This window comes from Undibacterium sp. Ji49W, assembly GCF_049340205.1.
Classification (GTDB): domain Bacteria; phylum Pseudomonadota; class Gammaproteobacteria; order Burkholderiales; family Burkholderiaceae_D; genus Undibacterium.
The window spans coordinates 184,982-206,024 of sequence record NZ_JBMPOW010000009.1; the positions used below are offsets into that span (position 1 = coordinate 184,982).

Consider the following 21,043-nt stretch of genomic DNA (forward strand, 5'->3'; position numbering starts at 1 on the left):
TTACAACTTATTGGTTATCGCGCCGTGCGCAAAACAGCGGCAACATCAAGAATGAGTGCCACGCCGCCATCACCAAGAATAGTCGCACCGGAAATTCCCGGGACCTTCTTGTAATTTGATTCGATATTCTTCACCACCACCTGCTGCTGTCCAACCAGATCATCAACAAACAAGGCTGCTTTTTTTCCGTCCACTTCAACGATGACGACAATGCCATCCGATGGATCTGTATATTTAGGTTCAATATCAAAGAATTGGTACAAGGGTACCAGCGGCAAATACTCATCGCGCACCTTGACCACACGCCCCTTGCCATTGACTTCCTTGATATCCGCCTTGGCAGGTTGCAGCGACTCCATCACAAAACCCAAAGGCAGGATATAAATCTCGTTACCAAACTTGATCGACATGCCATCCAGAATCGCCAGCGTCAACGGCAACGAAATCGTGATCGTGGTACCAAAGCCTTTCGCAGAACGTATATCCACCACGCCACCCATGGCAGTGATATTACGCTTGACGACATCCATACCGACACCGCGCCCGGACACATCGGTAACCATCTCTGCGGTAGAAAAACCTGGTGCAAAAATCAGTTGCCAGACTTCCGGATCACTCATGGAATCTGATACGGTCAATCCATTCTGCTTCGCCTTCGCCAGGATTTTATCCCTATGCAAACCACCGCCATCGTCGCTGACTTCAATCACGATGTTGCCACCCTGATGTACTGCTGACAGCGATAATTTACCAGTCTCGTTTTTGCCCGTCTGTGCTCTGGTTGCCGGCATTTCTATGCCATGGTCAATACTATTCCTGACCAAGTGCGTCAAGGGATCAACGATCCTCTCGATCAGCCCTTTATCGAGCTCGGTTGAAGCACCGTAGGTAATCAGTTCCACTTTCTTGCCCAGCTTGGTAGCCAGGTCACGCACCATGCGCGGGAAGCGTGAAAATACATAATCCATAGGCATCATGCGGATAGACATGACTGCCTCTTGCAGGTCGCGGGTATTTCTCGTCAAATGCGCAACGCTGCTCAGCAGGCGCTCATTGGCGATCGGGTCCAGATCCTGGGTGCGCTGTTCCAGCATGGCCTGGGTGATTACCAGTTCCCCGATGAGGTTGATCAACTGATCAACCTTTTCTATGCCCACACGTATGGTGGATGATTCTTGCGAACTGGCGACTTTTTCTGTTTCTTTTTTTGCTGCCGGTTTTTTATCGTTCGCGGTAACCAGCTTGTCCTGAGCCACGGGCTCGGCAAGGCGATTTTCAGCATGCGCCTCAGTCTTGGCATCTTCTGGCGGAAACATTGCATCCAGCGGCTCAAAGAAACCATAACCAAGATCGTCATCTGTAGGCACCGTCTTCGCGGCAGGCACATTGCTCATGGCCTGCTCGGAAATATTCAGGCTATCAGGATTCAGGATGAAAGAACAGATGGAAATAATGTCATCCTTACCTTCATTCGTACGAAGGCTAAGAACTACCTTGTCACCCGTATTTTCATCACGCGAAATCGCTCCCAGCAATCCCAGCTCAGACATCAGTGCAGCGGCATCTTCCGGCGTCACTTTGGGCAACTCAATACGGAAACAAGTGTTATACACCGCATTGTGCATATCACTGTCCGTGTTCTTGCTGGCAAAGCTGGCTACCGGCGCGGACACCGGCACCACATCCTGCGACAGAGACTGCAATAGCATTCTGACATCGGCAACGGCATCCTGGTCCACCGGCGTTCCCAGCCTGTGGCCATCCAGTTGCATTTTCAGGATATCTTTTGCAATCAAAAAAGCGTCAACATGCTCCGCCGTCAGCGCCATTTCACCTTTGCGAATTTTATCCAGCAAAGATTCAAGAATGTGCGTGACCTCGGTCATATCAGTCAGACCAAAGGTCGAAGCACCACCTTTGATTGAATGGGCGGCCCTGAATATGGCATTCAGATCTTCGGGATCCGGGGAAGCGATATCGACGGCAAGCAACAATTTTTCCTTCTCGGCAAGAAGCTCTTCTGCCTCGTCGAAAAAAACCTGGAAAAACTGACTCATGTCAATCGTCATTATCTCACTCCGTGATTTACATTTATTTGCCCTGGGAACTGGGACATTTTTTTAGCCAATCACTTTTTTAACTACTTCAGTCAACTTTTGTGGATCAAATGGCTTTACCAGCCAGCCATTTGCACCGGCAGCACGCCCCTTCGCTTTCATATCATCACTGGATTCTGTCGTCAGCATCAAGATCGGTACACGCTGATATGAAGGCAATCCACGCAATGATTTAATCAGGGTCAAGCCATCCATTCTTGGCATGTTTTGATCAGTCAGCACCAGATCTACAACCTGATTGCGCGCCTTTTCCAGCCCATCCTGACCGTCAACCGCTTCAATTACCAGATATCCAGCTGCTTTCAAGCTAAACGCCACCATCTGCCTCAAAGAGCCAGAATCATCCACAGCTAAAATTGTCTTGGCCATATTTACTCCGTTATACGAATTGTAAGCAGCTTCAATGCACTGCTTCTTGATTTAAAATAACTCTATGTCACCGCTATCCAAATGCTTTTGATGCACGGCTTTTCGCAGCAAATTCTTCAGGTCCACACTTTGCTTTTCCAGGCGCATTGTAGTTTCCCGCAACAAGGCAGGCAAATCATCGGTCTCACCATCGTGCTCAAGATCATTGCCCACTACACCAAGCGTACCCAACACTTCCCGCAGGCCCTCGCAACGCTGCAAAGTTCTTGAAATCAACTGACTGGTCAAATCCTGAAACTGCAGGCTGGTCACGGCTGCATTGATATGCGTCGAGATATCGCCCTGTATCACTTTCAGGCGATTGATACTGTCATCAGTCACCGCACCAGAACCGATGATCAGGTTGATTTCTTCCTGCTCGCTCGAAATCGCCGCGTGCAAGGCCATGAAGCTGACGCCCAACTTTTCTATCGCTTCCCCAAGGAGTATGGCTGTTTGCGCGAGGTCCGTTTCTACTTCCAGCAGATGGGCGTTGCCATGATCAGACACGCCTGACAAAAGCTGCTTGACCTCGGAACCCAACATTTTCTTTTTGGACATCATAAGTATCCTATCTTTACATTTTGACTTAATGATGCTGCGCCAGTACTGCCCTCAAGGCTTCACCGATATTTCAGCGCTTGAATCGGATTGATTTGCAACTTCAATAGAACCGCCATCCTGAGAAGCAGACTGCTCGGCTTTCTTGTTCATGACGATAATACTTATGCGACGATTAATAGGATTCAAAGGATCTTCTTTATCAAACAAAACGGAGGAGGAAAGACCAACTACCCGCAGTACCTTGGTCTCGTCCATGCCACCATAAATCAGCTCCCTTCTCGACGCATTGGCCCGGTCAGCCGACAACTCCCAGTTACTGTATCCTTTTTCACCACTGCCATATGCCGCAGCATCAGTATGTCCGGACAGGCTGATACGGTTGGGCACATCATTCAGCGCCTTGCCGATTTCGTGCAATATTTCACGGGTATAAGGCTGTAAATCCGCTTTTGCCAGCGCAAACATGGGGCGATTCTGCTCATCCACCATCTGTATGCGCAAACCTTCAGTCGTGATATCAAGCAACAACTGCTTTTTGTATTGCTTCAGCGTGGGATTCGACTCAATGACTGCCTCGATCTTGGCCTTCAAGCCCTTCAGTCTGTCGGCTTCCACTTTCGCCAAGGCCGCTTCAGCGGCTTGCAGGTTGTAGGTTTTCTTTTGCGAATCTATCTCACCCTTGCGATTCTGCCCCTCACGTGCACTGAGATCCTTGCCGCCACCTTTGATGACACTGGAACTATCTCCACTACCATCGCCGCCAGCCATCGCCACTTTCAGAGGTGTCTGAAAATACTCGGCAATACCATTCAAATTACCTTTGGCGGTAGAGCCAAGCAACCACATCAACAGGAAAAACGCCATCATGGCCGTCACAAAGTCGGCATAGGCAATTTTCCACGCACCGCCGTGATGGCCACCCGCCACCTTTTTAATGCGCTTGACGATAATCGGTCGTAATTCTTCGCTTGCCATCACCAATCCAGTTGTTGTTATTTAGATTTAGATTGCTTGATATGATCTTCCAACTCACTGAACGTTGGCCTTTCGGTGGAATACAACACCTTCCTGCCAAACTCGACAGCCAGTGCAGGTGCATAACCATTCAGACTTGCCAACAAAGTCACTTTGATGCATTGGAAAGTCTTAGATGATTCATCCAGTTGCTGCTCCATCAGGCTCGACAAAGGACCGACAAAACCATATGCGAGCAAAATACCGAGGAAAGTACCGACCAGCGCATGCGCAATCAGGATACCCAGTTCAGATGGAGGGATGCCCACGGATTCCATGGTGTGTACCACACCCATCACCGCCGCCACGATACCGAATGCCGGCAAACCATCACCCAGCTTGGCAATAAAATGTGCAGGCACAGCCCCTTCGTGGTGATGCGTTTCCAATTCATTGTCCATCAGATTCTCGATCTGGAAAGCATCCATATTCCCGGATACCATCAGACGCAGATAGTCACCAATAAACTCCATCATGTGATGATCATGCACGATGGCCGGATATTTACTGAATAGCGGACTTTCTTCCGGCTTTTCAATATCACCTTCAATCGACATCAGACCTTCTTTCCTGACCTTGGTCAGGACATCAAACAACATGGTCATCAATTCCATGTACAGAGCCTTGGTGTATTTAGAACCCTTCAATACACCTGGCAGTGCTTTCAGTGTGGCCTTCAGTGTTTTTGCATTGTTACCGACCAGAGAAGCACCGGCAGCAGCGCCGCCAATCATCAACAGTTCCAGCGGCTGGAACAATACGGCAATATGCCCGCCAGACATGACGAAGCCACCAAACACGGAGCCTAATACGACAATATAGCCGACGATAACTAACACGAGCGCTTACTCCTAACAGATGGAATTCACAATATAGCCTACACTAACTCAGTCCAGCCCAGAAAAACCAGAAACGAAAGTTAAATATTGCTTCAGGAATACATTTCAATATGAACATTATATGCGCCAGACATATAGAACGGGGTCATTCACGCCGCTTTTTATAAGCAAATCCGCCTCAACGCCTGGTATCGGGAACTCATAACTCATCAGCAAAGTACCCTTCTTCATTTCGGCCTGCGCTTTTTCCCACAGGGCAGGCATGACTGCCGGTGACAGATAGGCAAAAATCAGATCAAATTCGGCAAAGTCCAGTGCCAGGTAATTACGCAAAAAAAACTGGGCATTACCCCTGGAAAATCGCGCCCTGATCCAACTGACCAGCCATGGAAATGGTGCAATCTCCACACCATAAAATTGTTGACCTGGCCGGGCGCGCGACAAATTCAGGGACAAGCCACCAAAGCCACTGCCGATATCAATGAAACGCAATGCAGGCGTTGTTGGCATTTGCTCAAGAATACACGGCAACAAACTGGATTTGGAAGGAAAATATGGCACCTGGGTGCGGTAGGTAGACCAAAACAACAATACCATGAGCACAAAAATGAGCAGGCTGTAGCCAGGGCTCAACTGATAGACCAGTGAAGCCACAACCGCATAAGGGAAAATGAATTCGATCAGCCACCACCACCACTTCAGGCGTAGCATGATACTGATCAGGACAGCAAAGAGGGAATGCGCAACCAGAATAAGATAAGGCGACAGGCTTGCTGTAAAAAACCGCTTATCCAGGCTGTACAGAAGATAGGACAGCAATAGCGCAATACACTGGACGCATAATGCACGCATCGCTGGAGATGACAAGGTACTGCCATCAGGAGAAATTTTGCCTTTGGGACTTTTCGATGACGCTAGTTCCAAGGCTCCCCCTGTTTTTTATGCAACCAGCTCCATTGCGGTTTCTGCATCTTTTGCTTTTTTTGTTTTTCCTGCCCTTGACGGAACATGGCAGAGCCCACATGCATAATCATCATGCAAATCCAGGCTATGTGCAACAAAATGCCCACCGCATTTGCAACATTTTGCAAAACTGAGCATTTTTCCTTCAAAAAAGCGCACCAGGGTCCATGCACGTGTCAAAGACAGTACAGGTTCTTCGCCGACCGGCACAGCAATCTGCTCCAGGTACAACTTGTACGCCTTGATCACGGCGTCAATACCATCTACCCCGGCGTGCTCGCGCAGATATTTATGAATATTCATAAACAGGGAAGAATGGATATTCGGCTGCCAGGTAGTAAACCAGTCGGTAGAAAATGGCAGCATGCCCTTAGGTGGAGACACGCCCTTCAATTCCTTGTAAATCTTCAGCAGACGCTCACGTGACAAAGAGGTTTCGGATTCCAGCAATTGCAGCCGGGCACCCAGGTTAACCAGTTCAATCGCCAATTGAATTTCGTGGGCTTCGTTCACTACGCTTTTGCCTGCCATGATTCTCTCCATTTACCGGGATGATTACTATATTGACGAATTAATGGATTTCTTCTACAGCCTGGCCAGCCATCAGAATCGCGGCGTGCGAATGGGCCAAGGCTCTTTCCTTGTTGTAATTTGTCAACATGCACAAAATGGAGCTATCTTCGAACCTGAAGCGCGCCAGCATCATATTGGAGCCAGCCAGTTTCAAAATCTGCGCATTATTCAAACCTTCGATCAGGTCCGCAATTTCCTTGCCTATGCCCAAACGGAAAATAGCAGTTGCCTTATCAGCACGGATCATTTGTTGCGCCAGCATCAAGTAGCTTAAATTAGCGTCCCGAATTTCGGCCATCATATCGTTCTGAGTCATTGTCCTACCCTCCAGTTGGTAATCAGCGGCATCAATTGCGTTGCCAGTGAGATACATTGTGCAGGCAAGGAAATAGACGCTGTATCAGCGGAAGTACGTATTTAAATGCAGAAAAAAACGAAGACATGCCGTAGGAAAATATCCTACAGGCACATTTTGACATTCGCAAAATAAAAATTTTACGAAAAAGCAGATTTTATTTTTTTAGACCTTAAAAAGCATCGATCTAAAAATTGCCATTAAAAACAATGACTTGGGAAAGAAAAGCGTTTTTCGCTCATCCTCTTATAATTATTAACGGCAGCAAATTCAGAAACTTTAGGGAATATTTAAAAATATTTTTAAATTCTTTCCATGTCTTCTTAACGGCCCCTAACAACAAAAACTTTAGGATTTTTAATAAATTTTTTCGAAAAAAAATCACCTGCTTACAACAGGTGATTCATTTTTCACTACAAATTGACTGAAACCGCGCTTATTTAATGGTCAAAAAAGAAATTAAATTTCTCATTAAAAATAGTTGAGCGCATAAAAATACTGTTTCACCTACGCCGTGGTGTGCCAGATGCATTTGTCGCGTATCTGCTTGTCCAGTCCATTCAACAAGGTTTCATGTTCATTGAGCTCATCATCCGCCGCTGCCAATACAGTAATTTCGCCCACTGGCTGATCTGAAGCGACAAATTCCTGCACCTTGGGCGAATCGTCGTCTGCCATATCGATTTCAAAACTGTTTTGACCTCGCGACATGGCCAAAAAAACATCCGCCAGCAATTCGGCATCCAGCAAGGCGCCATGCAATTTACGATGTGAATTAGATATTTCATAACGCCCGCACAGCGCATCCAGCGAATTTCGCTTCCCCGGATGCAATTCCTTTGCTAGAACCAGGGTATCGGTGATGGACGGGCACTGATCAGAAAATGACGGCAAATTCATCCTGGCCAGTTCGGCATTCAGGAAGCCAACGTCAAAGGGGGCGTTATGGATGATGATTTCTGCATCTTTGACATAAGTGCAAAAAGCCTCTGCAATTTCAGCAAACTTCGGCTTGTCACTCAGGAACTCGGTCGTCAATCCATGCACTGCCAAAGCGCCTTCTTCTGAATCACGCTCAGGATTGATGTACATATGGAAATTATTACCAGTTAATTTGCGATTAACCAGCTCTACCGCACCAATCTCAATAATGCGGTCACCGTTTCGGGCATTCAGGCCCGTTGTTTCGGTATCCAAGACGATCTGTCGTCGCATTTTTACATCCTATCAATCGAAATAAAGTTTATAACCAGGACTTACGCAAAATTGCCCCAGCAAGGCTATCGCTTTTAGGAAACCTCCCTTGCAGGGGAGGTTCGTTTCGTCGGCAGGCAACATGTTGCCTGAAACCCCGACTGCACCTATCGCTTTTAGGAAACCTCCCTTGCAGGGGAGGTTCGTTTCGTCGGCAGGCAACATGTTGCCTGAAACCCCGACTGCACCTATCGCTTTTAGGAAACCTCCCTTGCAGGGGGAGGTTCGTTTCGTCGGCAGGCAACATGTTGCCTGAAACCCCGACTTCACCGTAGCGACGAAGACAGTACTTTAGTACCGAACTTGCCAAATGCGGGAGCTGCAACGCTTTGGGCCGGTTTTGCGTAAGTCCTTCTTACTTGCCTGTATCAAATGACCAGGACAAACGTATGCACTGCCCCACTTCACTGGTGCAAAACCTGCTTTGCATGCCGACCCCGGCCGCAAACACCACATCCTTGCCCAAAGACAGATACGGCAGTTTTTCACGTTGCCAGAATGGAATGCGCAAAGACTGGAAATGACTCTTCATATCACGGGTGGGGCGGTTTTCTGCCAGTTTAAGGCGCTCACCTCCACGCCGCAAATGCAATGACAATACCTGTTGCTGCAACCATGTGGCTGCAATGCCTACATCACCAGGCTCAAAATACAGGGTACCGCCAAATTCAGGAAAATGCATGACTGCCTGGCCGCGCCATTCAACACGCAGTTCCAGGTCTTGCACGGCATCCTTATCGTACACATGCTCCAGATATACGCCATCGCTATAACGATGAATAGCCCGGTTGTCATGATGCACGGTAATTTTTGCATCATCACGACCATCAAATAACTGGCTTTGCATTTCTTTCAGCCGGGATGTGGTCGGCATGCGTATGCCCGCCTGGGCAAACCAGTAACGGAACAGATTGTCGCGGCGCGCCTCGCTTAAAGCTTGCATGGCAGACAGGCTCAGACCGCCTTCTATGGAGCATGCAGCCAGATCCTGTGCCGCCACCTCGATCAATACTTCCTGGGCAGACTGAAAATGAATGGCAGACCTGGCCAGCCGTTCAGAATAACCGGCAGACAGTTTTTCAAGGACCGGCATCACCTGATGGCGGATTGCATTGCGCAAGTAGCGGGGATCGGCGTTTGACTCGTCCTCTATATGTGACAGGTTTCTGGCATAGGCATATTCATCCAGCACCTTCCTTTTTTCAGCGAGCAAGGGACGCGCCAGCAATAACTCGTCAATGCCAAACAGACTTTGCGCGCGATGACATTCATCCATGCCGGACATACCTGCAACGCCACTACCTCGCAGCAGTTGCAATAACAAGGTTTCCGCCTGGTCATCCTGGTGATGTGCCGACAGGATCAGACCAACCCGCACTCTTTGCGCAAGTTCCCCCAGAGCGCGATAACGCCCTGCCCTGGCAGATGCTTCCACACCTTCTCCACCAGTCATCGAAACCGTAATTTTTTCTGCCAGCAAACTCACGCCACAGCCATCACAGATCAACTGGCAATGCTGCAGCCACGCATCTGCATTCGGGCTTAAGCCGTGATGTACATGGAAGGCAAAAAGAGGATGCCTGAAGTGGCGGCAATACCGCACTGCCAGATCAAGCAATACGGTGGAATCCAGTCCACCGCTGAAAGCAACTGCAAGACCGTTTGCTACTCCGCCTTGGCAGTTGCCTTTGATGATACGGCCAAGCTTCTCGAAAAATCGCTGTTCAAGGGCCAGGCTACTGTGTTCCGCCTTCATTCAGCCGGTTTCGTTTCCTTAAATTTGCCATAGCTCATGAGTTTTTCATGGCGGGCAGCGAGCAGATCCTTGGTTTTTACGCCCTGGAACTGACGCAAGGTATCGGCCAGTGCACGTTTCACCAGGGCACACATCTGCTTGGGGTCGCGATGCGCGCCACCCAATGGTTCATTGACGATCTTGTCGATCAGCCCCATAGCCTTGAGTCTGTGCGCCGTCAGGCCCAGCGCTTCTGCCGCATCAGAAGCACGGTCAGAGGTTTTCCACAGAATAGACGCACAACCTTCGGGTGAAATCACGGAATATGTCGCATATTGCAGCATCAGCACAGCATCACCGACGGCCAGCGCCAGGGCACCGCCCGAACCACCCTCGCCAATGATGGTGGTGATCAGAGGTACTTTCAGTTCAGCCATGACGTACAGGTTGTGGCCTATGGCCTCGGACTGACCGCGCTCTTCAGCGTCGATACCAGGCCAGGCACCGGTGGTATCCACAAAAGTGAATACCGGAATATCAAATTTTTCTGCCAGCTTCATCAGACGCATGGCCTTGCGATAACCTTCAGGTCTTGGCATGCCAAAGTTGCGCAAGGCACGTTCTTTGGTGTCCCGGCCTTTTTGATGCCCCATGACCATACAAGCCTGGCCATTGAACCTTGCCAGCCCGCCAACGATGGACAAATCATCAGAAAAACTGCGGTCTCCATGCAACTCATGGAAATCCGTAAACATCTGGTTAATATAATCGAGGGTATAAGGGCGCTGCGGATGACGGGAAATTTGGGAAACCTGCCATGGGGTCAACTTGGCATAGATATCCTTAGTCAACATCTGGCTTTTTTTGGACAGACGATCAATTTCTTCCGAAATATCAACAGCCGAGTCGTCCTGAACAAAACGCAGTTCTTCTATTTTTGTTTCCAGTTCAGCAATAGATTGCTCAAAATTCAAAAATGTTGTCTTAGTCATCGTGCCTCCTTAACATCACACGAGTTTATAAAATTATCCAAAGTTGCGTCTGCCCCATCTGCGCTTGATCCATGCGCATATAGCAGAGCAACGGTCTGGATGATAGATAGCGCTATTGTCTGCACGCCCAGTGGCACGCACAAATCATTGATATAAAAATATCTTTTTATCAATGCAATTTTGACCAAACGGTGACATATTATTCCGACGGAACAGATTAGATATCAAAAACAGCTTCGCTGTCCAGCATTGCGATGGAATGCGGCGGAAGAAACCGGGCCATCACCAGGCAGATCAGCTCTTTTCAACAGCCATTTTGTCTCTGCAAGCAAGTCGTCAGCACTTTTTTCTGATGATCAGGCTCTGCAATACAGGTCGCAGTCTGGTGAAAATCAACATAAAGTAACTGGCACCATGCTGTTTAAGCCTCAAACTAAGTCTCAAATGCCCAAGCACAGCACTTATTTGATAAGATGGCGCATTTGCCCAGTATATCATTGCTGCTTACATGTTCTGCCAAACTCCTATAAATCCAAGACCGAACACCATGCGCCACATTTTGAAAAATGTCCTTACTTTATCCACTCTGACATTAGTGCTGATGTCTGCCACCGTGTATGCAGATGATGCAGCAGACGTTGGAAAATTATTAAGAGCCGGACAAATCAATGAAGCAATGCAGAAAGTGGATGCCGCACTGGCGCAGCGCCCCAAGGATGCGCAAATGCGCTTTCTCAAAGGTCTGATACTGACAGAGCAAGGTAAATCGGCAGAAGCCATTACTGTATTTACAAAACTGACGGATGATTATCCCGAACTGCCGGAACCTTATAATAATTTAGCTGTTTTATATGCTTCTTCAGGCCAATATGACAAGGCGCGCGCTGCACTGGAAATGGCGATACGCACCAATCCTACCTATGGCACGGCACATGAAAACCTGGGTGACGTGTACGCCAAGCTGGCCAGTCAGGCCTACGACAAGGCATTGCAACTGGATTCTGGCAACAGCACAGCCAAGTTGAAACTGACACTGGTACGTAATCTGGTTGGCAATACGACTGGTGGTACCAATCCGAAGATTGCGGCGGCACCGGCCACTGCTGCCCCACAGGCAGCCGCGACAAAACCGGCGACTATAGCGACGGCAAAGCCTGAAGCAGAAACACCAAAAGCTGAAAAACCTGCAGCCAAAGTAGCACCAGCACAAGTAGCTGACCGCGACGAAGAAGACGTACTGAAAGCAGTCGAAAACTGGGCCAAAGCCTGGAGCAGCAAAGACACCAGCGCTTACCTCGGTTATTACGCCAAAGATTTCCAGACACCAAAAGGCGAAAGCCATAAAGCCTGGGCAGAAGAACGTCGCCTGCGGATTGAAGGCAAAGGCCGCATCAATGTCAAAATTGAAGCCGCCAAAATCAGTGTTGATGGCAATACAGCAACGGCAAAATTCCGCCAGATCTATACTTCTGATCAGTTGACCGCCAATAGCCGCAAGACCCTGAATATGGTCAAGCAGGATGGCAAATGGCAGATCAAACAGGAGCGTGCGGGTAGCTAATGTTTTTCGCTGTCACCTCTGATGCTCCGACTACAGGCAGACTCGGAAAGCTTCTCATTTTTACATTTTTTGCGATGGCAACGGTGGCGAACCTGATTTCGCCAGCCACTGCCATGGCAAAATCACGTCCCACCAAAGTAGCACCTGTCGAAATCAGTCCCAATGCACCAGACCCGGATGGATTGCTGATTGAAGTCTATAAAAGTCTGGCAGCCAACAATCTGCAAAAAGCGCAGAGCAAGATTGATGCGCTGGTTGAGGCCTATCCGCATTTCCAGCTGGCGCACCTGATACAAGGTGATCTCTTGCTCATGCACACCCGGCCGGTGGCCAGTTTTGGTGCCGGAGCAGCTGCCCAGCCAGACAAACTGAAAGACCTCAGGGACGAAGCCGCAGCGAGAATACGCTCTTACCGCGAACGTCCTGACCCAAACCTGGTCCCGCGGGTAATTTTGCAATTACGCGACGACCAGAAGCAGGCCATCGTCGTGGACGCCCAGAAATCCCGTCTGTATGTGTATGAAAACAATGCAGGCCAGCCCAAACTGACCGGGGATTTTTATATCAGCCAGGGTAAATTCGGTATCAACAAGCTCAAGGAAGGCGACCAAAAGACGCCTATCGGCGTGTATTACATCACCAGCCGGCTGGCCGGCTCCAAATTACCCAGCTTTTACGGCCCCGGTGCCCTCCCCCTGAACTACCCGAACGAATGGGACAAGATCAATGGCCGTAATGGTTCTGGCATCTGGCTGCACGGCATGCCACCAGAAAGTTTTAGCCGCCCGCCTATGGCATCAGATGGCTGCGTGGTACTGACCAATCCTGATTTTTTGAAAATTGCCGCCATGGTAGATATCGGCAAAACGCCGGTGATCATCAGCGAGCATGTGGAATTCGTCAATCGTACGAAATGGCTGGCAGACCGGAATTTTGCCATAAAATTGCTGGATGACTGGCGCCAGGACATGGAAAGCGTGAATGCCAACCGCATATTGGGCAATTATTCACGCAACTTCAAAACCTTGCAGGGCGACAATCTGAATACCTGGTTTCCGAAACAGCAGCAAAGCTGGGATAACTGGCATAATCCCAGCATACGCCTGAAAGATGTCACGCACTTTCGTTATCCGGGCAAAGACGAGCTCATCGTCAGCACCTTTACCCAGGAAACCAGTAATGGAAAAGGCCGCAACGCTGTACGCAAACGGCAGTACTGGCTGAAAGAAGCAGCAAGATGGCGCATAGTATATGAAACAACTGTCTGACAGGCGGCCATAAAGGTGCCCATAAGCACAGGCCAGGATTTTAAATAACAACCTCCGGCTTTAACCTGCCGTGGCTTGATTTTGTTCTCATCCGGATTGAATATGAAAATACCAGTAATGCGATTCGCTAGTGTAATCCTCAGTGGCTGTCTGATGATGGCAGCAGCTGTAGCCTCTGCCCAGGACCATCCCAAGGTATCGTTGAAAACCAACATGGGTGAGATTGTGATTGAACTTTACCCTGAAGCCGCACCAAAAACGGTAGAAAATTTCATCAAGTATGTCAAGAATGGTCATTACAAAGGCACCGTATTTCACCGTGTAATCAATAATTTCATGATACAGGCCGGTGGATACGACAAGGACTTAAAAGAGAAACCAACGAATAAAACCGTCGCCAATGAAGCCAGACTGGCGCTTGATCATGGACTCAAGAATGATCTGGGGACTGTTGCGATGGCAAGAACCGAAGATCCCAACTCGGCGACCTCTCAGTTTTTTATCAATACCAGAAACAATGATGCCCTGAATCACCAGATTCTGCCCGAAGGCAGCACAGTTGAATTCCAGTTCTTCGGTCAGAGCATGAAAGAACCCCGTGCCAAGGCATTGCGTATGACGGCAGGCTACACCCCGTTTGGCAAGGTCATACAAGGCATGGAAGTCGTCGAAAAAATTCAAGTCGTAGAAACAGGCGAAGCGAAGATGATGCAGGATGTGCCAAACAAACCAGTTATCATTCAAGCTGCGACCTTGTTAAAATAGGTAAAACTTCAGGCTTTTTAAATCAGGACTTACGCAAAATTGTTCCAACAAGGCTATCGCTTTTAGGAAACCACCCTTGCAGGGGTAGTTCGTTAGGTTGGCAGACAATATGTTGCCTGAAACTCCAACTACACCGACAGCGACGAAGACAGTACTTTAGTACCGAATCTTGCTAAATGGGACGCTGCAAGGCTTTGGGGCGGTTTTGCGTAAGTCCTGTCAATATATCTTCAACCTTTTTGAAATGAAAGACTACCATGGCTGTTATTCTGACCACTAACTTCGGCGCTATCAAGATTGAACTGAACGAAGAAAAAGCACCAAAAACTGTTGCCAACTTTCTGGCCTATGTAGAATCTGGTCACTATAGCGGCACCATTTTCCATCGCGTCATTGACGGCTTCATGATCCAGGGTGGCGGTTTCGAACCTGGCATGAATCAAAAATCCACCAATGCGCCTATCGAAAATGAAGCCAAAAATGGTTTGAAAAACGAGCGCTATACCCTGGCTATGGCACGTACCGGTGACCCGCACTCTGCTTCCGCTCAATTTTTCATCAATACAGCAAACAACAGCTTCCTCGACTTTCCTGGCCAGGATGGCTGGGGCTACTGCGTCTTTGGCAAAGTGGTTGAAGGTACTGACATCGTCGACAAAATCAAAGGCGTAAAAACGACACGTACAGGCATGTTCCAGGACGTACCGGTTGAAAATGTCATCATCGAAAAAGCTGAAATCGTTTAAGACCAGCATTTTCCTGCATTTCTTCTCATGATCGCTGACACCACCGCGCATCAGCAAAAAGCGCAACCAGAACTGGTTGCGCTTTTTGCTTCCGACACACATTTGAATCCGGCCTTACCCAAAACCACAGAAATTTTCCTGGATTTCCTGCTGCAACATGCACGTCACGCACCCGCCCTTTACCTGCTGGGTGATCTGTTTGAATACTGGGTCGGTGACGACAATATGGCCGATCCCTATAACCAGATGATCGTGCAGGCCCTGCGTGCACTTTACGACCATGGCGTAAAGCTGTACTGGATAGGTGGAAACCGCGACTTCCTCATAGGCGAAGGCTTCGCCAGGGCTACCGGTGCGATGTTATTAGACGATCCGCATGTGATCGAGGTCGCCGGTCAAAGAATCGCCATGACCCATGGCGACGCGCAATGTACGGATGACCTTGGGTATATGGAGTTCCGGCAAAAAGTCAGGCAGCCTGAATGGCAACAGGCTTTTCTTGCCATGCCACTGGCACAACGCAAAAGTATCATCGAAGGCTTTCGCACAGAAAGCAAGATGGAGCAGAAGCAAAAATCCGCAGAAATCATGGATGTCAACAACACGGCCATCGCAGACCTGTTTGCGCAGACCCGCGCCACGACGCTGATACATGGACACACCCACAGACCCGCCATTCATATTCATGACGGTCATGCACGACACGTGCTGGCAGACTGGGAATGCGATACCACGCCCACCCGTGGTGGCTGGCTGGCACTATACAGCGATGCCAGCATCCAGGCTTACCATCATGATGGCAAGCCCGTCACCGAAACCGCCATCAATGATTGATTTCATCCCCGCGTAAATGGCCGGCACTGATCGTCAACACCCGGCCACAACGTGCCGCAATCGACAAATCATGTGTTACCAGCACCAGGGTTGAACCACGTTCACGATTCAATTTAAACATCAGATTGATGATGGCATCACCGGTGGCCGCATCCAGACTGCCGGTTGGCTCATCTGCAAACAGCAGCGGCGGTTCTGTCACAAATGCCCTGGCCAGCGCCACCCTTTGCTGCTCACCACCGGATAAAAACTTGGGATAATGTCGCAGGCGTGATGCCAGGCCGACCTGCTCCAGCATTTCTTCTGCCTTGGCACGCGCCTGTTTTTCGCCCCGCAATTCCAGCGGCAGCATGACATTTTCCAAAGCGGTGAGATGCATCAGCAATTGAAATGACTGGAAAACAAAACCCAGTTTTTCCTTGCGAAACTGTGCCCTGCCGTCTTCATCCAAAGCAAAAATATCCACGCCATCAAGCACGACACTACCTTCCGTAGGCGTATCCAGGCCGGCCAGTATACCCAGCAGCGTCGATTTACCAGAACCCGAAGCGCCAACAATTGCAAGCGTTTGTCCAGCTTGCGCGGTAAAATCAATACCATTGAGTATGCTTAGTTCGCCCGTTGCATCAGCTACGCGCTTCACTAAATGCTTCACTTCGATTGCCGCTTTATTTGATTCCATAAGGTTTTCTTTGTATGCTACTTTTACGGTTTTTATTACGTCATGCGACAAGACATGTACAACGAGTCATTGTGCTCCTGGCTTTTGCAGTTTCGGCCTTGCCTGCTTATTCTGCATCAAAAACAATTGTTGTGCTCGGTGACAGCCTGTCCGCAGAGTATGGACTGACACGCGGCAAGGGCTGGGTTGCCCTGCTGGAGCAAAGATTACAGCAAAAAAATATAACAGCCACCGTCATCAATGCCAGTATCAGCGGTGACACCACCAGCGGCGGCAAGGCCAGACTGGGGCAATTGCTGGACAAATACCATCCCGACATCGTCATCATAGAACTAGGCGGTAATGATGCCCTGCGTGGTTTATCACTTAATGCCTCTGAAGCAAATTTCAAGTCCATGATAGAAATGGCCACAGCCAAACACACAAAAGTCCTGCTGGTAGGCATGCGTATCCCTCCCAATTACGGACCAGATTATTCCGAACGCTTCTTTTCACTGTATGCCAAATTGGCGAAAAGCATGAAGCTGGCCCTCGTTCCTTTCCTGCTCGAAGGGGTAGCTGAAAAGATTGAATTATTTCAGGCCGACAGAATCCATCCGGTAGCTGAAGCGCACCCGCAGATATTGAACAATGTCTGGCCACATCTGCTGCCTTTGCTGGGTAAATGACGCATGAAATATCCTGAGATAGTGGAATTTACAGATGTCCTTCAGCGTCGCGCCGAATTCGATGCCATCATTGATGTGCGCAGCGAAGCAGAATTTGCAGAAGACCATATTGCAGGTGCCATCAATTGCCCGGTACTGGATAACCAGCAACGCATCGTCGTCGGTACCATGTACAAGCAAACCGGCTCATTTGAAGCCAAGCGCCTGGGTGCTGCGCTGGTAGCCAAGAATATTGCGCAGCACATAGAGACACATTTTCTTGATAAACCGCGTGACTGGAAACCCCTGATTTATTGCTGGCGTGGTGGTAATCGTAGTGGTGCCATGGCGCATATCTTTGCCAGAATAGGCTGGCCGGTAGCACAATTGAATGGCGGTTATAAAGCCTATCGGCAGTATGTCAACCACAGCCTGATGAACGAGATTGCACATTTCCAGTGGCGCGTCTTGTGCGGCCCCACAGGTAGCGGAAAAAGCCACCTGTTGCGCAGCCTGGCGGCAGCCGGCGCACAGGTGCTGGACCTGGAAGATATGGCAGCCCATCGTGGCTCTGTGCTGGGCAGCATCCCCGATTGTCCGCAACCTGCGCAAAAGCAGTTTGAAAGCCGGATTTTCTGGCAACTGCAAGGTTTCAATCACGAGCAAGTGATTTATGTGGAAGCTGAAAGTAAAAAAATCGGCAACATCAGGGTACCAGAAGTATTAATGGACACCATACGCAAAGCGCCATGTATCGCTGTACACATGCCAATGGAAAAACGGGTGGATTTGCTGATGCAGGAATATGCCCATTTCATTCTGTCACCCACCAGCCTGAATCAACAGCTGGATTTCCTGACCAGCCTGTACGGCAAGGAAAAAATCGCTGCCTGGCGTCAATTAGCCAATACCGGCGAGCTTGGTTTGCTGGTAAAAAACCTACTGGAACAGCATTATGATCCGGCGTATACAAAATCAGTCAACCGCAACTTTGCCGGTGCTGCCACGGCGACGGTGATACAGCAGGACAATATTGCAGAATCGGATTTCAGCCGCTCTGCTCGACAGATACTGCATGGCATTGCGTAAATAGGACTTACGCAAAACCGCCCCAGCTGCGTTGTAGCTCCTAACCGTACTGTTAGTACTGTCTTCGTCGCTACGGTGAAGTTGGGGTTTCAGGCAACATGTTACCTGCCGACGAAACGAACCTCCCCTGCAAGGGAGGTTTCCTAAAAGCGATAGCCTTGCCGGGACAGTTTTGCGCAAGTCCTGGTAAACATGTGTTGCCATATATCAGCCGTCCACATCATCGACGATACGCTGACCTTCCTGATCAAGTTCATCAAACTGATTGTGGCTGATTGCCCACCAGAACACGGCCCCTATCGCAAAGACAAGTATCAGGCTGAGCGGAACCAGCAAATACAAAATATCCATAAATTAAGCCTGCTCCTGCAATATATGTTGGGGTTGCGGTACACGGTACAGCCGCAAGGCGTTCAATACCACGACCAGGGAACTCAAGGACATGCCCAGAGCAGCGTGCCAGGGTTCCAGCAAACCACTGACTGCGGCGGGAATCGCAATCAGATTATAAAATACCGCCCACGCCAGGTTTTCACGTATCAGTGCATAGGCTTTGCTAGCAAGTGTCAGTCCAAAATCAAGATCCAGCAAACGATTCGACATCAACAACATATCACTGCGGGATTGTGAAATGGCTGCACCCTGCCCCATGGCAACCGAAACATTCGCCAACCCCAGCACCGGGCCATCATTCATGCCATCCCCGACCATGACAACGGTATGACCAGCCGCCTGTAGTTGTCGCACTGCCTCATACTTCCCCGATGGACTCAGGCCGGCACGCGCATCCTGTATATCACATTGGGCAGCGACCCGGGCGACGACTTCTGCTCTGTCACCAGACAATAGCAGAATCTTTTTTTCCTTGTTTTTTAATTGACGAATGGCGGCGATGGTGTCGTCACGCAAGACATCATCAAGAGCAAACAAGAACAGCGCCCCCTGCTCCATCGCCAGCACTGCCAGTGTTTGCTGCCTCAGCGCTTCAGGAATATCCAGATGCATACCATCAAGCGCAAAATCAGGATTGCCCAGCCGGTAGCGTACACCGTCCACCACAGCCTCCAGTCCAGCCCCAGGCACTTCATGCAGACCAGCTAGATCAGGCTGCATCGCAGATGCCTTGTCCGCCGCGCGTGGTGCCAGATAATCAGCTATCGCACGGGATACTGGATGAGTGGAACGGGATGCAAGTGCGAAGGCAATCTGCCTGGCAACTTGAGGATCATGTTTACGCGCGTCCGGCTGTTGCAGCGCCAGCATCTGGTCAACCTGTAATTTACCCAGGGTCAAGGTTCCGGTTTTATCAAATACGATATGCGTGGCCGATGCCATTGCCTGTATTGCGCGCGACTTGGTCAGCAGCACGCCATTTTTTGCCAGTATGCCGATAGCCGCTGACATGACACCCGGTGTCGCCAGCGACAAGGCACAGGGACAGGTGACGACAATAATGCTGATGGCAATCCAGAGCGCGCGAGCACTGTCAATTTGCCACCAGACTATCCCGCTGATGACTGACAGCAGCAAAATGATCACCAGGAAACGGCTGGCATGTTTGTCTGCCAGCAACACCAGCGGTGGTTTTTCCGATGCGGCAGCTTCCATCATCGCAATCAGTTGGGACAACTGTGTTGCGCCCCCCACCTCTTGCGTCTGCATGACCAGGGCGCCACTGATATTGATGGCACCGGCGATCAGCTTGCTGCCCGCGGTTTTGGGTACTGGCAATGATTCGCCCGTCATCAGGGCTTCGTCGCAAGCACTGTCACCTGCAATCACGATGCCGTCGGCAGGAATATGCTCGCCGGCAGCCACCAGCACCAAATCGTCAACATGCAAAGCACTGATATCGACCTGCTCTGTTTGCGACTGTCGCGGATAATCGATAAAACGCTGTGCCATACCAGGCGTCAACTGCGTCAGTATACGCAGCGCGGCACTGGTTTTTTTCTGCACTTTAGCCTCGATCAAACGCGCACCCAGCAACAGAAACACAAACATGATCGCAGAATCAAAATACACGGCGCCACCAGCAAATGTCGCCCATACGCTGGCCAGGAAAGTACACAAGATCCCCAGCGACACCGGGACATCCATGCCTATATGCCGGTTTCTCAGGTCACGCCAGGCTGAACGAAAGAAGGGCATGGCAGAAAAACCTATCACCGGTATGGTGATGATCATGCTGGCTATCTTCAACAGACGATCCAGATCGGGCGTCAAATCACCATCTATCTGCGGTACCGGTACCAGGTAAGCCGGAAAGGCATACATCATTACTTGCATCATGGCAAAACCGGCGACAAACAGCCGCCACAATGCCAGCCGGTTTTCTTTTTTCTCAAATGCATCGGGTGACTGGCTCGCAGGCAAGGCCCCGTAACCGAGATCCATAATGGCTGACAAAATACGTTTCAGGGAAATCAGACCAGGATTCCAGGAAACGTCTGCTCTATGGCTGGCCGAATTGATTTTGAAGGAAGAAACTCCGGGCAGCTGACGCACGCGAAATTCGATCAATTGCACACAGGCGGCACAGCGCATGCCAGACAAATGTAATTTCTCATTCTCAATTGCAAGTTTCGCCTCACTGACACTTGCGGTGGTCGCAGCATTTCCCAAAGTGTTCATGGG

General features: G+C 49.6%; 21 protein-coding genes. 7 read left to right on the forward strand and 14 right to left on the reverse strand.

The features are described from left to right. Nucleotides 1-14: 14 nt before the first annotated feature. The 11 genes from cheA to ACO0LK_RS13280 all read right to left on the reverse strand — a co-directional run bounded on the left by cheA (nucleotide 15) and on the right by ACO0LK_RS13280 (nucleotide 10,814). Nucleotides 15-2,069, reverse strand: coding sequence for a chemotaxis protein CheA (cheA, locus tag ACO0LK_RS13230; protein ID WP_422975754.1), 2,055 nt, complete (start codon nucleotides 2,067-2,069; stop codon nucleotides 15-17). 51 nt (nucleotides 2,070-2,120) lie between these two features. Continuing rightward, nucleotides 2,121-2,486 carry a response regulator gene (locus ACO0LK_RS13235; protein WP_422975756.1) on the reverse strand — a complete coding sequence of 122 codons (366 nt, stop codon included), beginning with the start codon at nucleotides 2,484-2,486 and terminating at the stop codon, nucleotides 2,121-2,123. Nucleotides 2,487-2,537: 51 nt separating this feature from the next. Further along, nucleotides 2,538-3,086, reverse strand: a complete 549-nt coding sequence (locus ACO0LK_RS13240) for a chemotaxis protein (protein ID WP_422975758.1) — start codon at nucleotides 3,084-3,086, stop codon at nucleotides 2,538-2,540. A 54-nt stretch (nucleotides 3,087-3,140) separates the two neighbouring features. Continuing rightward, nucleotides 3,141-4,064, reverse strand: coding sequence for a flagellar motor protein MotB (motB, locus tag ACO0LK_RS13245; RefSeq protein WP_422975760.1), 924 nt, complete (start codon nucleotides 4,062-4,064; stop codon nucleotides 3,141-3,143). A 17-nt stretch (nucleotides 4,065-4,081) separates the two neighbouring features. Further along, nucleotides 4,082-4,942: a flagellar motor stator protein MotA gene (gene motA / locus ACO0LK_RS13250; protein WP_422975762.1), complete on the reverse strand. Its 861-nt coding sequence runs from the start codon at nucleotides 4,940-4,942 to the stop codon at nucleotides 4,082-4,084. A gap of 117 nt (nucleotides 4,943-5,059) precedes the next feature. Beyond that, nucleotides 5,060-5,653, reverse strand: a complete 594-nt coding sequence (locus ACO0LK_RS13255) for a class I SAM-dependent methyltransferase (RefSeq protein WP_422975764.1) — start codon at nucleotides 5,651-5,653, stop codon at nucleotides 5,060-5,062. Between the two features lie 228 nt (nucleotides 5,654-5,881). Next, nucleotides 5,882-6,436 (reverse strand): flagellar transcriptional regulator FlhC, encoded by a 555-nt coding sequence (gene flhC / locus ACO0LK_RS13260; protein WP_422975766.1) that lies wholly within the window; start codon nucleotides 6,434-6,436, stop codon nucleotides 5,882-5,884. Between the two features lie 40 nt (nucleotides 6,437-6,476). After that, nucleotides 6,477-6,794 carry a flagellar transcriptional regulator FlhD gene (flhD, locus tag ACO0LK_RS13265; protein WP_186945507.1) on the reverse strand — a complete coding sequence of 106 codons (318 nt, stop codon included), beginning with the start codon at nucleotides 6,792-6,794 and terminating at the stop codon, nucleotides 6,477-6,479. A 546-nt stretch (nucleotides 6,795-7,340) separates the two neighbouring features. Further along, nucleotides 7,341-8,048: a DNA polymerase III subunit epsilon gene (gene dnaQ, locus ACO0LK_RS13270; protein ID WP_422975768.1), complete on the reverse strand. Its 708-nt coding sequence runs from the start codon at nucleotides 8,046-8,048 to the stop codon at nucleotides 7,341-7,343. A 394-nt stretch (nucleotides 8,049-8,442) separates the two neighbouring features. Further along, a complete protein-coding gene (gene tilS, locus ACO0LK_RS13275) occupies nucleotides 8,443-9,843 on the reverse strand; it encodes a tRNA lysidine(34) synthetase TilS (RefSeq protein WP_422975770.1) in 1,401 nt (466 codons plus the stop codon). Next, the gene (locus tag ACO0LK_RS13280; RefSeq protein ID WP_186945510.1) at nucleotides 9,840-10,814 is read right to left on the reverse strand and encodes an acetyl-CoA carboxylase carboxyltransferase subunit alpha; all 975 of its coding nucleotides are present in this window, start codon (nucleotides 10,812-10,814) and stop codon (nucleotides 9,840-9,842) included. Before ACO0LK_RS13280 ends, tilS begins: the two co-directional genes overlap by 4 nt. A gap of 547 nt (nucleotides 10,815-11,361) precedes the next feature. Here ACO0LK_RS13280 and ACO0LK_RS13285 point away from each other — a divergent pair. The 5 genes from ACO0LK_RS13285 (at nucleotide 11,362) to ACO0LK_RS13305 (ending at nucleotide 15,988) form a co-directional block, all read left to right on the forward strand. Next, nucleotides 11,362-12,375 (forward strand): L,D-transpeptidase Cds6 family protein, encoded by a 1,014-nt coding sequence (locus ACO0LK_RS13285; protein ID WP_422975772.1) that lies wholly within the window; start codon nucleotides 11,362-11,364, stop codon nucleotides 12,373-12,375. Between the two features lie 113 nt (nucleotides 12,376-12,488). Beyond that, entirely contained in the window at nucleotides 12,489-13,643 is a 1,155-nt protein-coding gene (locus ACO0LK_RS13290; protein ID WP_422975774.1) for a L,D-transpeptidase family protein, read from the forward strand. A 153-nt stretch (nucleotides 13,644-13,796) separates the two neighbouring features. Next, nucleotides 13,797-14,408 (forward strand): peptidylprolyl isomerase, encoded by a 612-nt coding sequence (locus ACO0LK_RS13295; RefSeq protein ID WP_422975776.1) that lies wholly within the window; start codon nucleotides 13,797-13,799, stop codon nucleotides 14,406-14,408. A gap of 257 nt (nucleotides 14,409-14,665) precedes the next feature. Beyond that, nucleotides 14,666-15,154 (forward strand): peptidylprolyl isomerase, encoded by a 489-nt coding sequence (locus ACO0LK_RS13300; RefSeq protein WP_422975778.1) that lies wholly within the window; start codon nucleotides 14,666-14,668, stop codon nucleotides 15,152-15,154. Between the two features lie 27 nt (nucleotides 15,155-15,181). Further along, nucleotides 15,182-15,988 carry a UDP-2,3-diacylglucosamine diphosphatase gene (locus ACO0LK_RS13305; RefSeq protein WP_422975780.1) on the forward strand — a complete coding sequence of 269 codons (807 nt, stop codon included), beginning with the start codon at nucleotides 15,182-15,184 and terminating at the stop codon, nucleotides 15,986-15,988. Here ACO0LK_RS13305 and ACO0LK_RS13310 read toward each other — a convergent pair. Beyond that, entirely contained in the window at nucleotides 15,978-16,670 is a 693-nt protein-coding gene (locus ACO0LK_RS13310; protein WP_422975782.1) for an ABC transporter ATP-binding protein, read from the reverse strand. The genes ACO0LK_RS13305 and ACO0LK_RS13310 overlap by 11 nt on opposite strands. A 71-nt stretch (nucleotides 16,671-16,741) precedes the next feature. On the opposite strand from ACO0LK_RS13310, the gene ACO0LK_RS13315 reads away from it, so the two are divergent. Both ACO0LK_RS13315 and mnmH read left to right on the forward strand, forming a co-directional pair. Continuing rightward, the gene (locus ACO0LK_RS13315) at nucleotides 16,742-17,338 is read left to right on the forward strand and encodes an arylesterase (RefSeq protein WP_422975784.1); all 597 of its coding nucleotides are present in this window, start codon (nucleotides 16,742-16,744) and stop codon (nucleotides 17,336-17,338) included. Nucleotides 17,339-17,341: 3 nt separating this feature from the next. Continuing rightward, on the forward strand, nucleotides 17,342-18,406 hold the full coding sequence (gene mnmH / locus ACO0LK_RS13320) for a tRNA 2-selenouridine(34) synthase MnmH (protein ID WP_422975786.1): 1,065 nt from the start codon (nucleotides 17,342-17,344) through the stop codon (nucleotides 18,404-18,406). A gap of 207 nt (nucleotides 18,407-18,613) precedes the next feature. On the opposite strand, the gene ccoS is transcribed toward mnmH, so the two are convergent. Beyond that, entirely contained in the window at nucleotides 18,614-18,757 is a 144-nt protein-coding gene (gene ccoS, locus ACO0LK_RS13325) for a cbb3-type cytochrome oxidase assembly protein CcoS (protein ID WP_422975788.1), read from the reverse strand. A gap of 3 nt (nucleotides 18,758-18,760) precedes the next feature. Then, nucleotides 18,761-21,040, reverse strand: coding sequence for a heavy metal translocating P-type ATPase (locus tag ACO0LK_RS13330; protein WP_422975790.1), 2,280 nt, complete (start codon nucleotides 21,038-21,040; stop codon nucleotides 18,761-18,763). Between the last annotated feature and the right edge of the window lie 3 nt (nucleotides 21,041-21,043).